Annotated in this window: 12 protein-coding genes; 5 read left to right on the forward strand and 7 right to left on the reverse strand. The window is 70.2% G+C overall.

The features are described 5' to 3' along the window. The first annotated feature begins 136 nt into the window (after positions 1–136). The 3 genes from ACTMMA_RS15435 to ACTMMA_RS15445 are packed head-to-tail and all read left to right on the forward strand — an operon-like array spanning position 137 to position 2,896. Positions 137–1,486, forward strand: coding sequence for a Mu transposase domain-containing protein (locus ACTMMA_RS15435; RefSeq protein ID WP_441188762.1), 1,350 nt, complete (start codon positions 137–139; stop codon positions 1,484–1,486). Beyond that, on the forward strand, positions 1,483–2,328 hold the full coding sequence (gene istB, locus ACTMMA_RS15440; protein WP_441188763.1) for an IS21-like element helper ATPase IstB: 846 nt from the start codon (positions 1,483–1,485) through the stop codon (positions 2,326–2,328). Before ACTMMA_RS15435 ends, istB begins: the two co-directional genes overlap by 4 nt. A 25-nt stretch (positions 2,329–2,353) precedes the next feature. Then, positions 2,354–2,896 carry a LuxR C-terminal-related transcriptional regulator gene (locus tag ACTMMA_RS15445; protein ID WP_441191009.1) on the forward strand — a complete coding sequence of 181 codons (543 nt, stop codon included), beginning with the start codon at positions 2,354–2,356 and terminating at the stop codon, positions 2,894–2,896. A gap of 301 nt (positions 2,897–3,197) precedes the next feature. On the opposite strand, the gene ACTMMA_RS15450 is transcribed toward ACTMMA_RS15445, so the two are convergent. Both ACTMMA_RS15450 and ACTMMA_RS15455 read right to left on the reverse strand, forming a co-directional pair. Continuing rightward, the gene (locus ACTMMA_RS15450) at positions 3,198–3,707 is read right to left on the reverse strand and encodes a hypothetical protein (protein WP_441191010.1); all 510 of its coding nucleotides are present in this window, start codon (positions 3,705–3,707) and stop codon (positions 3,198–3,200) included. Between the two features lie 898 nt (positions 3,708–4,605). Further along, complete coding sequence (locus ACTMMA_RS15455; RefSeq protein ID WP_441191011.1) at positions 4,606–4,986, reverse strand: YciI family protein; 381 nt, start codon at positions 4,984–4,986, stop codon at positions 4,606–4,608. A gap of 171 nt (positions 4,987–5,157) precedes the next feature. On the opposite strand from ACTMMA_RS15455, the gene ACTMMA_RS15460 reads away from it, so the two are divergent. Beyond that, on the forward strand, positions 5,158–6,888 hold the full coding sequence (locus ACTMMA_RS15460) for an alpha/beta hydrolase (RefSeq protein WP_441191012.1): 1,731 nt from the start codon (positions 5,158–5,160) through the stop codon (positions 6,886–6,888). A 135-nt stretch (positions 6,889–7,023) separates the two neighbouring features. Here the strand turns inward: ACTMMA_RS15460 and nagB are convergent, their stop codons facing one another. The 5 genes from nagB to ACTMMA_RS15485 all read right to left on the reverse strand — a co-directional run bounded on the left by nagB (position 7,024) and on the right by ACTMMA_RS15485 (position 13,234). Then, complete coding sequence (gene nagB, locus ACTMMA_RS15465) at positions 7,024–7,809, reverse strand: glucosamine-6-phosphate deaminase (RefSeq protein WP_441191013.1); 786 nt, start codon at positions 7,807–7,809, stop codon at positions 7,024–7,026. 281 nt (positions 7,810–8,090) lie between these two features. Beyond that, positions 8,091–9,791: a dihydroxy-acid dehydratase gene (gene ilvD / locus ACTMMA_RS15470; protein WP_441191014.1), complete on the reverse strand. Its 1,701-nt coding sequence runs from the start codon at positions 9,789–9,791 to the stop codon at positions 8,091–8,093. Then, complete coding sequence (ilvC, locus tag ACTMMA_RS15475) at positions 9,784–10,815, reverse strand: ketol-acid reductoisomerase (RefSeq protein ID WP_441191015.1); 1,032 nt, start codon at positions 10,813–10,815, stop codon at positions 9,784–9,786. Before ilvC ends, ilvD begins: the two co-directional genes overlap by 8 nt. A gap of 123 nt (positions 10,816–10,938) precedes the next feature. After that, positions 10,939–11,403, reverse strand: coding sequence for an acetolactate synthase small subunit (gene ilvN / locus ACTMMA_RS15480; RefSeq protein ID WP_441191016.1), 465 nt, complete (start codon positions 11,401–11,403; stop codon positions 10,939–10,941). 4 nt (positions 11,404–11,407) lie between these two features. Further along, on the reverse strand, positions 11,408–13,234 hold the full coding sequence (locus ACTMMA_RS15485; RefSeq protein WP_441191017.1) for an acetolactate synthase large subunit: 1,827 nt from the start codon (positions 13,232–13,234) through the stop codon (positions 11,408–11,410). A 353-nt stretch (positions 13,235–13,587) separates the two neighbouring features. Between ACTMMA_RS15485 and ACTMMA_RS15490 the strand changes: the two genes are divergently transcribed. Beyond that, on the forward strand, positions 13,588–14,412 hold the full coding sequence (locus ACTMMA_RS15490) for a PadR family transcriptional regulator (RefSeq protein WP_441191018.1): 825 nt from the start codon (positions 13,588–13,590) through the stop codon (positions 14,410–14,412). The last annotated feature ends 49 nt before the right edge of the window (positions 14,413–14,461 follow it).

Here is a 14,461-nt window from a genome sequence, read left to right on the forward strand (position 1 = left end):
TGACGGCGCTCAGGTGAATCTCCCCAGTTCTGCTCACTGAAATTCCCCACCCTGTGGCCCCATCCGGGGACGGGCGGGGCTCCTTCGATGATGGCGGTCTCTGACCACACGCCTACTCGAAGGAGCCCCTCGTCCCATGCTGTCACGGGAGGAAGACATCGAAGTTCACGCGTTGGCCCGGCAGGGCTGGACGATCTCAGCGATCGCCCGGCATCTGGGTCGGGACCGTAAGACCATCCGCGCCTACCTGCGCGGAGACCGGGCCGCGGGCGTCCGCAAGCCGGCGGGGCAGGACCCGTTCGAGCCGTTCGTGGACTACGTCCGCGCCCGGCTGGCCGAGGACCCGCACCTGTGGGCGATGACCCTGTACGACGAGGTCGTCGAGCTGGGGTACGACAAGGCCTACTCCACCTTCACCCGGCAGGTCCGCACCCGCGGGCTGCGCCCGCACTGCGAACCGTGCGCCGGCACGAAGGGCCGCCCGGCGGCGGTGATCGAGCACCCACCGGGTGAGGAGACCCAGTGGGACTGGGTCGAGCTGCCGGACCCGCCCGAGCACTGGGGCTGGGGCACCAAGGCGTTCCTGCTCGTCGGTGCCCTGGCCCACTCCGGCCGGTGGCGCGGCGTGCTGTGCCCTTCGATGGACCAGGCTCACCTCATCGGCGCCCTCGACCGCGTGACCAGAGCGCTCGGCGGGCTCACGCGCTCGTGGCGGTTCGACCGGATGGCCACCGTGTGCCACCCGGCCACCGGGCGTGTGTCCGCGTCGTTCGCCGCGGTGGCCAAGCACTACGGCGTCGGTGTGGAGATCTGCCCGCCGCGGCGCGGCAACCGCAAGGGCGTGGTGGAGAAGGCCAACCACACCGCCGCCCAACGCTGGTGGCGCACCCTGGCCGACGAGGTCACCGTGGAGCAGGCGCAGGCGTCGTTGGACAAGTTCTGCACCACCCGTGGCGATGCCCGCATGCGGCCCGGCGGCCCCGACGGGAAGGCCTCCGTGCTCACCCTCGCCGCCAAGGAACCGCTGGCCCCGGTCCCGACCGTCCCGTTCCCCGCGTCGATCACCGAGGAGAGGGTCGTCTCGGCGCAGGCGCTGGTGGCCTGGCGCGGCAACTTCTACTCCGTCGCCCCCGAGCTCGCCCGTGCCCAGGTGACCGTCACCTGGCGCCTGGGCAGCACGCGCATCGACATCGCCACCACCTCCGGGACGGTGATCGCCCGGCACGAGCTCGCCCCCGACGGTGCTGGCGTCATGGTCCGCGAGCACGCCCACGTCACCGCGCTCGAGGCGCGCGTCCTCGCCGGGCACGACGCCTCTGTGCCGCACCGGCGCAAGGAACGCATCCCACCCGGCCCCGCAGCCCAGGCAGCCGCGCAGGCGCTGCGCGCCCGCCACCAACCCGAGCCCGCCACCACCGCGGACGTGGTCATCGACCTGTCCGCCTACGACAAAGCAGCCCGAGGAAGGAACACCCTGACCCGATGAACACCACACCCACGACCGCGACGACGACCGAGGCGCTGCCGGCGCCGATGATCACCAGCCAGGCGTCGACCTACCAGCAGCTGCGCTCCCACCTGGCCGCGTTGAAGCTGCACGCCGCCGCCGAGCACCTGCCCACCGTCCTGGCAACCGCCGCCGAGCAGGGGTGGTCGATGACCGCGACGTTGGAGCACCTGCTCGCCCGCGAGGTTGAGGCGACCGAGGCCCGCAAGCTCGCCGGCCGGCTCCGGTTCGCCTCACTGCCCACCCCGGCCACCCTGGCCGACTTCGACTTCGACGCCGCCCCGAACGTCGACCGCAAGCTCATCGACGAACTGGCCACCTGCCGGTACCTGGAGTCGGCGACCAACGTGCTGCTCATCGGCCCGCCCGGCGTCGGCAAGACGCACCTGGCCGTCGGCCTGGGCCGGGCCGCGGCCGAGGCCGGGTACCGCACCTACTTCACCACCGCCGCCGATCTGGCCGCCCGGTGCCACCGCGCCGCGATCGAAGGACGCTGGGCCACCACCATGCGCTTCTTCGCCGGCCCAACCCTGCTCATCATCGACGAGCTGGGCTACCTGCCGCTGCCCGGCGAGGCCGCCTCCGCGCTGTTCCAGGTCGTCTCCCAGCGCTACCTCAAGACGTCCATCGTGCTCACCACCAACCGCGGCGTCGCATCCTGGGGCGAGGTCCTAGGCGACAGCACCGTCGCCGCAGCCATGCTCGACCGGCTCCTGCACCGCTCCGTCGTGCTCAACCTCGAAGGCGACTCCTACCGGCTGCGCGACCACCACGCCCGCCAGGGCACCCTGCGAGCCGCCACCCGCCAACCCCTACACTGACCACCGCCCAAGGTGGGGAAATTCAGTGAGCATCACTGGGGAACTTCGACGAGCCTCGTCAACGACCGAGACCCTGGGTCGGGGCGTGCGCTACCAGGTCGTCTACGACGGCTCGACCCTGTCTACCGGCGGGATGGTGCGGGTGTTGGCCGAGTCGGTCGCCCACGGCGAGGAGGCCCGGATCTTCCCCCAGCTGCCGATGAAGATGGTCATCACCGACGACGAGCGCGGCTTCATCGCGCTGCCGGCGGGAGACAACGACGTCGACTCCGTGCTGGTCCACCCCTCCCTGCTGCTCGACGCCCTCGTCGCGCTGTTCACGATGGTCTGGGAGACGGCGGTGCCCGCCGGCGCGCACGGGGTCGACGAGGACGTCGACGAGGCCAGCGCCCTGGAGGGGCACCTGCTCTCGACGCTGTCGGCGGGTATGACCGACGCCGCGATCGTCCGCGCCCTGGCCGTCAGCCCGCGCACCGTGGCCCGCCGGGTCGGCAACCTGCAGGACCGGCTCGGCGCCCGCAGCCGTTTCCAGCTCGCCGCTCTCGCGGCCCAGCGCGGCTGGCTCTAGCGCTCATCCCGCACGTGGCTCCTCGGAAGAACGGCCAGCGGACCAATGGTGTAATAGCGGCCTGGACATGCTCCTCATAGTGGATCCGCCCGGGAGTGCTGGTCCGTAGCTCCACCGACGCGGCGCTGTACTTGTCGAGAAAGGCCAGGTAGAAGCCAGTCCCCTCGATCAGGTCAGCAGCCCGCCTGCCTTGAATGAGGCCGCAGCCCCGGGGTGCTGCGCGGCCCTCGCAGTCGACGTACGTCCCTGGCCATGGGACCCATCATGCATTCGATGTCCCCCGGGACTCCCGAGCCTCTATCTACGGGGAGGACGGGTAGAGCAGGTCCAGGGGGGTTGCTTGGGGGCAGGTCCTGTCGAACTCGGCCCAGCTCGCCCAACGGCCTGGCACGTCTGCCAACACTTGAGGCATTACTTCCGTGGACGGGATCCAGGGTCGCCCAGCTGAGTCGCCCTCCAGGAAGACCGCAAAGGTTGGTGGATCGCCGACCGCGTAGCCTTGCCCACGCACGCAAGGCAGGTAGGTGTCCGTTAGATAGTTGTAGCGGGCCTGGAGCTGCTCCCTTCCCCACGGCTGGCGATACCTCGCGGCGACTGGATACTGCAACTGACACACGTAGGAGTCCAAGTTGAAAGCCTCCTCCTGCTCAGCGTTGAGCTCGAGAACCCAGCCACCGTCCCGGTCCTGCACGTACGGCCACCCCTTGTCGACCATGCACATCGTCTGGACGCGCAACCCCTCCTCGTCGGGACTCACCTCCCGGATCGAGCTCACCATGGGGGGATCCTCGATACCGAGCTCCTCGGCCAAGGTGGCGGCGTAGACACTTAAATCCTCGGCCTTGCCCTTCTCGTAAGCGGTCTGAGAGTGTGGTCCCAGCGGCGTCACAGCCGGTGCTGAGTCATTCACCGCAGGTGAGCACCCACCAGCCAGGAGCAGCGCCGAGACGGCGCCCAGCGCACGGAACAACCCCATCAGCACTGCCCCGGGCGAACCCCTCCACTATACAAGTAGCCATACGCGGAAAGTCGATAACTCACGGTCTGAGTAGATCGCCAGACATAGTTCGTGTAGTCGACCGCCCAAAACTCCTTGATGACGTGAGTGGTCCTACTGGGCGTCGTGTAGATGCGGTTATTGCTCTTGTAGACTGGTCCGCTCCGAGTCAAACTATGAACAGTGATCCCGTCACGGCAACCTGTGACCTGGTCAAAAAACACCGTATTGGCGGAAGATGGGACCGCAGTGACCAGCACCAAGAGAAGACTTGCCGTGATCGACCCCCACCTTCTGTGCCACTGAGAAAGCGATTTCCCCGGACTCTCAATCTTGGCCGCTCCCATGCGGACACGGTAGTGACCGTAAGACCTCAGCGTCAATGCCCGGTTGCAGGGTTGCTGCTGTCCCCTTCCTCGGTACCGCGGCCTCGTTCGTGCTCATCGGCACCGTCGTGAAGGTGTCCGAAGACCGTACAGATGATGCTTGATCCTCAGCCCGTAAGCTGACACGAACGCTGGGCGAAGTGTTGATGCAGAAATTGAACGAGTCTTCCGCTTCCAGAGCCGTCGTTGATCAGTGTTGCCGACGACGGGCGGTGCAGGCTCCGGACCTGGCGCTGTGGGTCGAGCCGCTGAAAGAGGACGAGTCGACGCACCGAGAACTGCGGCTCGGTTTCGACACCCAGGCGCGGCTGTCGGCGACCGTCGTCCTAGTCTTCCAGAGCGGCGATGAGATCGTGATCCACGCCAGCCTCGCCGACGGGGCTGATCTGGAGGTCGTAGGGCGGTAGCGCCTCGGCCAGCTCGAGCACCGTCGCCAGGTCGGGAGCCTCGATGACGTAGAAGCCGCCGAGATGCTCGACCGCCTCCGCGTAGGGGCCATCGGTCGTCACGCGCTTGCCGCCACGGGTCCGGACCACGGTCGGGGTGCCGTCCAGCGCCTCGGCGCTCAGGATGGTCACGCCGTCGCGGGCCCGGCAGGCCGCGCCGAAGTCGTCGTGCCGCCGCATCGCCTCGGCCTGCTGCTCGGCGGTCTGCTCGTCCCACGCGGGCATCTCGCCCTCGGACATCAGCAGCATCAGGAACTTCATGGGTCACTCCTCCGGATCGGCGGGATCTGTCACCACCATGACGTGCAGGAGTACCCCACATCGACAGTGGCAAGGACTTGCCACGCCTGTTTGTGCCAGGCCGAAACTCTTCCCCTGGACGACGTGCCCGGGGATGGTGGAGCGATCATCCCGCTCGACCAAGGAACACCCATGACCATCTCCCGCTCCCGGCGCGCGACCACCACCGCCGCCGCCCTGGCCCTCGCGGCCGCCCCGTTCACGACGCTGGTGACCCCGACCACTGCCCTGGCCGCACCGCATACCCAGCCCGACGTCGTCGAGCTCGCCGGTGACCTCGCTGACCAGGAGCTCGAGTGGGGCGCCTGCGACTTCTCCGCCTACGGCGAGGCCGCCAACGAGGCCCTCAACTCCGTCCCCGGCGCCGCCTGCGCCACCGTGACCGTCCCCCGCGACTGGCACAACCCCGGCGACGGCCACACCATCACCGTCGAGGTCTCCCGCACCGCGACCTCCACCGGCAACCCCGCCCGCCAGGGCATCGCGTTCGTCAACCCCGGCGGCCCCGGCGGCGAGGGCCTCGTCTGGAGCCCGGCCATGGCGCAGAGCTCACCCGTGCTGGCCGAGGCCTACGACTTCATCGGCTTCGACCCCCGCGACGTCGGCCGCAACACCCCGCTGGAGTGCCAGGTCGAGGTCGACCCGACCTTCACCGCCGCGCAGCAGAACAAGGCCCTCGTCGACGGCTGCCTGGACAACCCGCTCACGCCGTTCATCACCACCGAGCAGACCGTCTACGACATGGACCTGGTCCGCGCGCTGCTGGGCGAGGACAAGGCCAGCGTCGTCGGTTACTCCTACGGCACCTGGCTGGGCTCCTGGTACGGCAACACCTTCCCGGCCAACACCCACCGCCTCCTGCTCGACTCGGCCACCGACGTCTCGGCCAAGACCCTCGAGGGCACCTGGGACCTGCAGCCGCACTCCCGCGACCGCCAGTTCGAGCAGCTCCTGCTCCCCTACATGGCCCGCAACCCCGAGCTCTTCTACATGGGCGAGGACCCCGTCGCCATCCGCCAAGCCTGGGAGCGCGCCGGCGGCACCCGCGACTTCTTCGGCGGCATGATCGCCCAGACCTTCATCCTCCCGGCGATGTACAACACCTCCGAGTACGTCACCGCCGGCATGGGCGTGCGGATCTTCGCCTACTTCCAGTACCTCGAGGACCAGACCCCGCAGGAGAACCTCGACGCCTTCGTCACCGAGCTGCTCGCCCAGCCGGAGCTGTCCGAGGCCAACCGCGCCTTCGTCCGCGGCGCCCACGCCCGGGCCCAGGCCGAGCTGTCCCAGACGGCCGGCGTCCAGACGGTCGAGGCCGCCTTCGAGGCGATCCGCTGCCAGGACGGCCAGTGGAGCCAGAGCGAGGGCTACTGGGACAGCTGGCTGGCCAAGCTCCAGAAGAAGGCCCCGTTCATCGCCCCGATGATGAGCACCCCGGCGTGCGCCTACTGGCCGGCCCAGGCCGAGATGCCGAAGACCAAGAACAAGACGGCCCCGGCGACGCTGATCGTGCAGTCCGAGCTCGACGCGGCCACCGCCTACGAGGGCGCGGTCAAGGCGGCCAAGACCCGCCCCAACACCTCGATGATCAGCGTGGACAACGAGGGGTCGCACGGCGTCTACCCCTACCAGACCACCTGCGTCGACGACCAGGTCGAGGCCTTCATGCTCACCGGCGCCATCCCGACCGAGGCCGTCTGCGAGGCCAAGCCGCTCCCGGAGGACACCCGGACCTACCCGGCCGGCGCCTCCCTCGGTGGCAACGGCAAGCTCAAGGTCAAGACGGTCCCCAAGGAGGTCCGTGAGGCCAACGCCTTCGTCCGTTCGCTGCTCAGCGAGCAGGCGGGTGAGACCACTCCCTGACCTCTCGGGGAGTTCCCTGCTCGACCCAGGGACGACGACGGCGCGCCGGGAGATGTCCCGGCGCGCCGTCCGTGTCCGATGGTCTGTGGTCCTGCTCCGCCGGGCGTCCAGCCCGGGGCCGGTGGCTCCGGTGGCTCAGTAACCCTGCCACGCGGGCTTGGCCGCGTAGCTCTCCTCGTAGTAGTCCCGCAGTCTCAGCCGGCTCGCGGCCCCGTCGTCGAGGATCACGGTCACGTGCCGGTGCAGCTGCAGCGCCGTCGCCGGCCAGAGCGCGCTGATCGGCCCCTCGACCAGCTCGCGCACGGCCTCGGCCTTGCCCTCGCCGAGGGCGATGAGGACCAGGTGGCCGGCGTCGAGGATGGTCCCGATGCCCTGGGTCACGCACAGGGTCGGCACCTGGTCGACGTCGCCGTCGAAGAAGCGTGCGTTGTCCCGCCGGGTCTGGCCGGTCAGGCTCTTGGACCGCGTCCGGGAGGCCAGGGACGACCCCGGCTCGTTGAAGGCGATGTGGCCGTCGGTGCCGATGCCGAGCAGCTGCACGTCGACCCCGCCCGCGGCCGCGATGGCCTCTTCGTAGGCCTGGCACATGGCTGGGATGTCCTCGGCGAGGCCGTCCAGCCCCTGCACGTTCGTGGGGTCGATGTCCACGCCCTCGACGAACTCCCGGTCGATCACGGTCCGGTAGGCCTCAGGATGCCCGGGCTCCAGGCCGACGTACTCGTCCAGCAGAAAGGCCTTGCACCTGGCCAGGCTCAGGGTCCCGGCCTGCACCCGATCTGCCAGCGCCCGGTAGATGCTCAGCGGGCTGGAGCCGGTGGCCAGCCCGAGCACGGCGTCCGGCTTGGCGCGCACGTGCTGCTCGATGATGTCGGCACCCAGGTTGCCGGCCTGCGCCTCGTCGCCGACGATGACGACCTCCATCAGCGACCTCCCCCGCTCCTGCTCGTGGTCTCCCGCGCGGTCCCCTGCAAGACCCCCCGCGCCCTCGCCCACGACGAAGAGACGGATGAGATATGGGGAGGGCGCGCCTTCTGGTGCTGCTCGGGAATGTCCATGGTCGGAATTCTCACCCACCGCCCCCGTGCCCCGCCGTCACCATGCCGGTCTCGCCCCAGCTCGTGGCCCACGATGCCCACGACGAGGGCGGCAGCGCCCTGTCCCCATCCTCTCGGACACCGTGCAGGAGCGCTGCCGCCTCCGTCCTAGCTGGTCACCGCCCCCTGGGACGCGGAGCCGACGAGACGGACGTACTTGGACAGCACGCCGTGCCGCGCCCGGTCGGGCGGCTCGGGCGCCGTCCATCCGGCCCGGCGCCGCTCCAGCTCGGCCTCGTCGACCTCCAGGTCGAGGCGGCCGTTGGCGACGTCCAGCACGATCTGGTCGCCGTCCTGCACGAGCGCGACGGGACCACCCTCGGTGGCCTCGGGGGCGATGTGCCCGACGCACAGCCCGGTGGTGCCGCCGGAGAAGCGGCCATCGGTGACCAGGAGCACGTCCTTGCCGAGGTCGGCGCCCTTGATCGCCGCGGTGATGGCCAGCATCTCGCGCATCCCCGGGCCGCCCTTGGGCCCTTCGTAGCGGATCACCACGACGTCCCCGGCGGTGATGGTCCCGTCCTCCAGGGCGTCCATCGCCGCCCGCTCGCCGTCGAACACCCTCGCCGTCCCGCGGAAGACGTCGGAGTCGAACCCGGCCGACTTCACCACCGCTCCCCCGGGGGCGAGGCTGCCCTCCAGGATCGTCAGGCCGCCGGTGGCGTGGATCGGGTCGTCCAGCTGGCGGATCACGGTGCCGTCCAGGGAGGGCACCTCCAGGTCGGCGAGGTTCTGCGCGACCGTCTTCCCGGTCACCGTCATCGCGTCGCCGTGGAGCAGGCCCGCGTCCAGCAGCGCCTTCATCACCACCGGGATCCCGCCGATCCGGTCGATGTCGACCATCACGTGCCGCCCGAAGGGCTTGACGTCGGCCAGGTGCGGCACCTTGGCCCCGATCCGGCGGAAGTCGTCCAGCGTCAGGTCGACCTGGGCCTCGTGGGCGATGGCCAGCAGGTGCAGGACCGCGTTGGTCGACCCGCCGAAGGCCATCGTCACCGCGATCGCGTTCTCGAAGGCCTCCTTGGTGAGGATCTGACGCGCGGTGAGCCCGGTGCGCAGCATGTTGACCACCGCCTCGCCCGACCTGCGCGCGAAGCCGTCCCGACGCCGGTCGGTGGCGGGGGGCGCCGCGGAGCCGGGCAACGACATACCCAGAGCCTCCGCGGCAGCGGCCATCGTGTTGGCGGTGTAGAAGCCGCCGCACGCGCCCTCGCCCGGGCAGATCGCCCGCTCGATCGCGTCGACGTCCTCGCGTGACATCAGGCCACGGGAGCACGCCCCGACCGCCTCGAAGGCGTCGATGATCGTCACCTCCTTCTCCGAGCCGTCGGAGAGGCGGGCGAAGCCGGGCAGGATCGTGCCGGCGTAGACGAAGACCGAGGCGAGGTCCAGCCGCGCCGCCGCCATCAGCATCGCCGGCAGCGACTTGTCGCACCCCGCCAGCAGCACCGAGCCGTCGAGCCGCTCGGCCGACATCACCGTCTCGACCGAGTCGGCGATGACCTCACGGGAGACGAGGGAGTAGTGCATCCCCTCGTGCCCCATCGAGATCCCGTCGGAGACCGAGATGGTGCCGAACTCCAGCGGATAGCCCCCCGCGGCGTGCACCCCGTCCTTGACCGCCTTGGCCAGCCGGTCCAGCGACAGGTTGCAGGGGGTGATCTCGTTCCAGCTGCTGGCCACGCCGACCTGGGGCTTGTCCCAGTCCTCGTCGCCCATCCCCACGGCCCGGAGCATGCCCCGGGCGGCAGCCTTCTCCAGGCCGTCGGTGACGTCGCGCGAGCGTGGCTTGTGGTCGACCTCAGCCACGGGCCGCAGACCCCTCGACGTAGTCGCTGTCGTGGTTCTTGACCCACGACATCATCCCGCGCAGCTCCTTGCCGACGGCCTCGATCGGGTGCTGGGCGCCCTTGTCGCGGAGCTGCTTGAACTCGGCGGCGCCGTTGTCCTGGTCGTCGATGAAGCGCTGGGCGAAGGAGCCGTTGCGCACGTCCTCGAGCACCGCCTGCATGTTGGCCTTGACCCGGTCGTCCACCACGCGCGGGCCGGAGACGTAGTCGCCGTACTCCGCCGTGTCGGAGATCGACCAGCGCTGCTTGGCGATACCGCCCTCATACATGAGGTCGACGATCAGCTTGAGCTCGTGCAGGCACTCGAAGTAGGCCACCTCGGGCTGGTAGCCGGCCTCGGTGAGGGTCTCGAAACCCTTCATGATCAGCTCGGAGACGCCGCCGCAGAGCACCGCCTGCTCGCCGAAGAGGTCGGTCTCGGTCTCCTCGGTGAAGGTCGTCTCGATCCCGCCGGCGCGCAGCCCGCCGATCGCGGCCGCGTAGGACAGGGCGAGGGCCTTGGCCTGCCCCGTCGCGTCCTGCTCGACGGCGATGAGCACCGGCACGCCCCGGCCGTCGACATACTCACGGCGCACCAGGTGGCCCGGCCCCTTGGGGGCGACCATGCACACGTCCACGTCGGCCGGCGGCGTGATGTAGCCGAAGCGGATGTTGAAGCCGTGGCTGAAGAAGAGCGCCTTGCCCGAGGTCAGGTGCGGCTCGATCGACTCGGTGTAGAGGTGGCGCTGCACGTGGTCCGGCGTGAGGATCATGATCACGTCGGCCTCCTCCGCGGCCTGGGCGGGCGTCACGACCCGCAGCCCCTCGGCCTCGGCCTTGGCCCGGCTGGTGCTGCCCTCGGCGAGCCCGACGCGGACGTCCACCCCGGAGTCGCGCAGCGAGAGGGCGTGCGCGTGCCCCTGGCTGCCGTAGCCGATGACGGCCACCTTCTTGCTCTGGATCAGGGACAGGTCGGCGTCGGCGTCGTAGTACATCGTGGCCATGGGGGTTCAGTTCTCCTGGTGTCGGGTTTTTGTGCGGGTATGGGGTGGGGCTGGGTTGCGCAGACCATGCCGCCGGTCGTGCGCAGACCGTGTCGCCGGTCGGGTGAGGAGGGGCGGGTCGCTTCAGAAGGCGGCGGCGGCCATCGCGCCGACCGGGCGGGGACCGTTGTCGTTGATCTCCCAGAGCTGGTTGCGGATCGCGTCGGCGTCGGAGAGCTCCTCGATGTGGATGACCTCGACGAGCTTGTCGAGCTGGCTGGTGACCTTGTGCAGCTGCTCGCTGTTGACGTTGACGACGATCGTCATGCGGGAGACCTTGTTGTCCTCGGTCGGGCCGACGACGAGGTGATCGATGTTGAAGTTGCGGCGCGCGAAGAGGACCGAGACGCGGGCCAGGACGCCCGGGTTGTTCTCGACCAGGACGGACAGGGCGTGGCGGTTGCGGGGGGTGGGGTTCATGGTGCTGCCTTTCGGTGCGGGATTCGTGGTGCGGGTTTCGTCGGTCTGGTGGGTGGTCTGGGGTCGGTAGGCGTCCGGGGCCGTGGGCAGGTCCGGGGCAGGGCCCGGGTAGTCGTGGAGCAGGGTCACGGCCTCAGTCCTCCCCGAACTCGGGACGGACGTCGCGGGCGTGCTGGATGTCGTCGTTGCTGGTGCCGGCGGCGACCATCGGCCAGACCATCGCGTCCTTGCTGACCCGGAAGTCGATGACGACCGGCTGGTCGTCCACCTCCAGGGCCGCCTCGATGGTGCGGTCGACGTCGGCCTCGGCGTCGCAGCGCAGCCCGACGCAGCCGTAGGCCTGGGCCAGGGTGGTGAAGTCCGGGATCTGCATCGACGGCAGCTGGGAGGCGCTGAACCGCTCGGAGTAGAACAGCGCCTGCCACTGCCGGACCATGCCCAGCGCGGCGTTGTTGATGATCGCGACCTTGATCGGGATGCCCTCGACCGCGCAGGTCGCCAGCTCCTGGTTGGTCATCTGGAAGCAGCCGTCGCCGTCGATGGCCCAGACGGTCTGGTCCGGCATGCCGACCTTGGCACCCATGGCGGCGGGCACCGCATAGCCCATCGTCCCGAGGCCGCCGGAGTTGAGCCAGCGGCGCGGCTGCTCGTAGCCGATGAACTGGCTGGCCCACATCTGGTGCTGACCGACACCGGCGGCGTAGATGGTGTCGTCCGGGCTCAGGGCGCCGAGCCGCTCGATGACGTACTGCGGCGCCATCGCCCCGTCGGAGGGCGCCTCGTACCCCAGGGGGTAGCGGGCCTTCCACCCGCCCGTGCGGGCCACCCAGGCCTCGTAGTCGGGGGCGGCACCCTCAGCGGTGCGGCGGGTCCACTCGGTGATGAGCAGGTTGATGGTCGCGCGGACGTCGCCCAGCAGCCCGACCTCGGTCGGGAAGTTCTTGCCGATCTCGGCCGGGTCGATGTCGGCGTGGACGATGCGGGCGTGCGGGGCGAAGCTCTCCTTGACGCCGGTGACCCGGTCGTCGAAGCGGGCGGCCAGGCTGACGATCAGGTCCGACTTCTGCAGGGCCGCGACCGCCGCGACACCGCCGTGCATGCCGGGCATGCCCAGGTGCTGCGGGTGGCTGTCGGGGAAGACGCCGCGGGCCATCAGGGTGGTGACCACCGGGATGCCGGTGAGCTCGGCGAGCGCCAGGACCTCGCGGTGGGCGCCGGAGCGGACGGTGCCGCCGCCGACGTAGAGGACCGGCTTGCGGGCCCCCAGCATCAGCTCGACGGCGTCGCGGACGTCCTGGGGCATCGGGGAGGCGGGGACCTTGTAGCCCGGCAGCGGCAGCTGCGGCGACTGCGGGTCGGCGGCCGCGACCAGCGCGTCCTTGGAGATGTCGACCAGGACCGGGCCCGGCCGACCGCTGGCCGCCAGGTGGAAGGCCGAGGCGATGGTCCCGGCGATGTCGTGCGGGTTGGTGACCAGGAAGGAGTGCTTGGTCACCGGCATCGAGATCGACCGGATGTCCGCCTCCTGGAAGGCGTCGGTGCCCATCGCGGCGCTCGCGACGTTGCCGGTGATCGCGACCATCGGGACCGAGTCCATGTTGGCGTCGGCCAGCGGGGTGACCAGGTTGGTCGCCCCCGGCCCGGAGGTCGCCAGGCAGACGCCCACCCGTCCGGTCGCGGCCGCATACCCCTGGGCGGCGTGGCCGGCGCCCTGCTCGTGGCGGACCAGGATGTGGCGGATGCCGTGGGCGTCGTAGAGGGCGTCGTAGAGCGGGAGCACCGCTCCCCCGGGCAGGCCGAAGATGTGCTCCACGCCGATGCGCTGGAGGGTGGCCACGAGGCTCTGGGCCCCCGTCATGGTGGCTCCCGCCGTGGCGCCCTCCGCGCCGCCGGAGGTGCCCGGGGCGGTGTCGAAGGCGCCGTCGGCGATGGTCTCGCTGCTCAGCTGCGTGGTGGTCATGTGCTCTGTCCTGACTGTGCGTCGTGGTCCGGGTGGTGCGTGGCTGGGTGGCTTCTGGGGTGGTCGGGCAACAAAAAACCCCTCGGCCCGGAGGGCAAACGAGGGGAAGGACGCGTCTGGCTATGTCTAGGCCGGGACGCGTCCCTCGGTAATAAGTACGAAAGCGGTGAAGTGCATGGCGCAACAGTGGCTCACCTTCTGCCGTCGCGTCAACCCCCTTGCATGAATATGTGACCGACCGCACACACATGCATTCTTTAGATATATCTTGACATAGCACGACAGGTCGTGCAGTCTTGTGCGCAGCGGCGCCGTGATGTAGCCGGCGCCCACACATCCCAGGGAGGGAACTCATGAACTACCGCAACAGAGGATTCGACCCCGAGCAGTTCTTCGGCCCCGACGGCCCCTTCGGCCCTCGCGGGCCCCTCGGCCCCGGCGGCATCTTCGGCCCGCAGGGCCCCTTCGGCACCGGTGGCGCCTGGCCCGGTTTCGGCATCGGTGGCCAGGGCGGCTTCGGCCCCGAGGCCGGCCGCGGACCGCGCGGCCACCGTGGCGGACCCCGTCGGGCCCGACGCGGCGACGTCCGCAGCGCCGTGCTGGAGCTGCTCGACCGTGAGCCGATGAACGGCTACCAACTCATGCAGGGCATCGCCGAGGCGACCGGCGGCGAGTGGACACCCAGCTCGGGCGCCATCTATCCGGCGCTGGCCCAGCTCGAGGACGAGGGCCTGATCGAGCAGACCGAGATCGGTGGGCGCAAGTCCTACCAGCTCACCGACGCCGGCCGGGAGGCCGCCCAGAGCGGCCCGTCCCTCCTCTGGGGCGGCACCGGCGGCTCCGAGCCGAGCGACCCCTGGGCCGAGGGCGGCCGTGGCCGTCGTGGCCCCAGGGAGGGCCGTGGTCCGCGTGAAGGCCGTGACGGCCGAGGTCGCCACGGCGGCCGGGGCACCGGCGGCCAGCTCTGGAAGGCCGTCGGCGGGGTCGCCATGGCCACCCAGGCCGTCGGCCAGTCCGGCGACGACGCGCTCGCCCGGGAGGCGGCCGACCTGCTCGACCGCACCCGCCGCGAGCTCTACCGCATGCTCGCCGAGGCGGAGGTGGCCAAGGACGAGGACCAGCACGGCGACGAGTCCGACGGTGACGAGTTCGCCGAGGGCGAGATCGTCGAGGACTGAGCACACCGCATACCCCCACGAGCCCGCTCTCTCCGCACGGGGAGGGCGG

The organism is Ornithinimicrobium panacihumi, from assembly GCF_052073805.1.
Taxonomy (GTDB): Bacteria; Actinomycetota; Actinomycetes; order Actinomycetales; family Dermatophilaceae; genus Ornithinicoccus; species Ornithinicoccus panacihumi.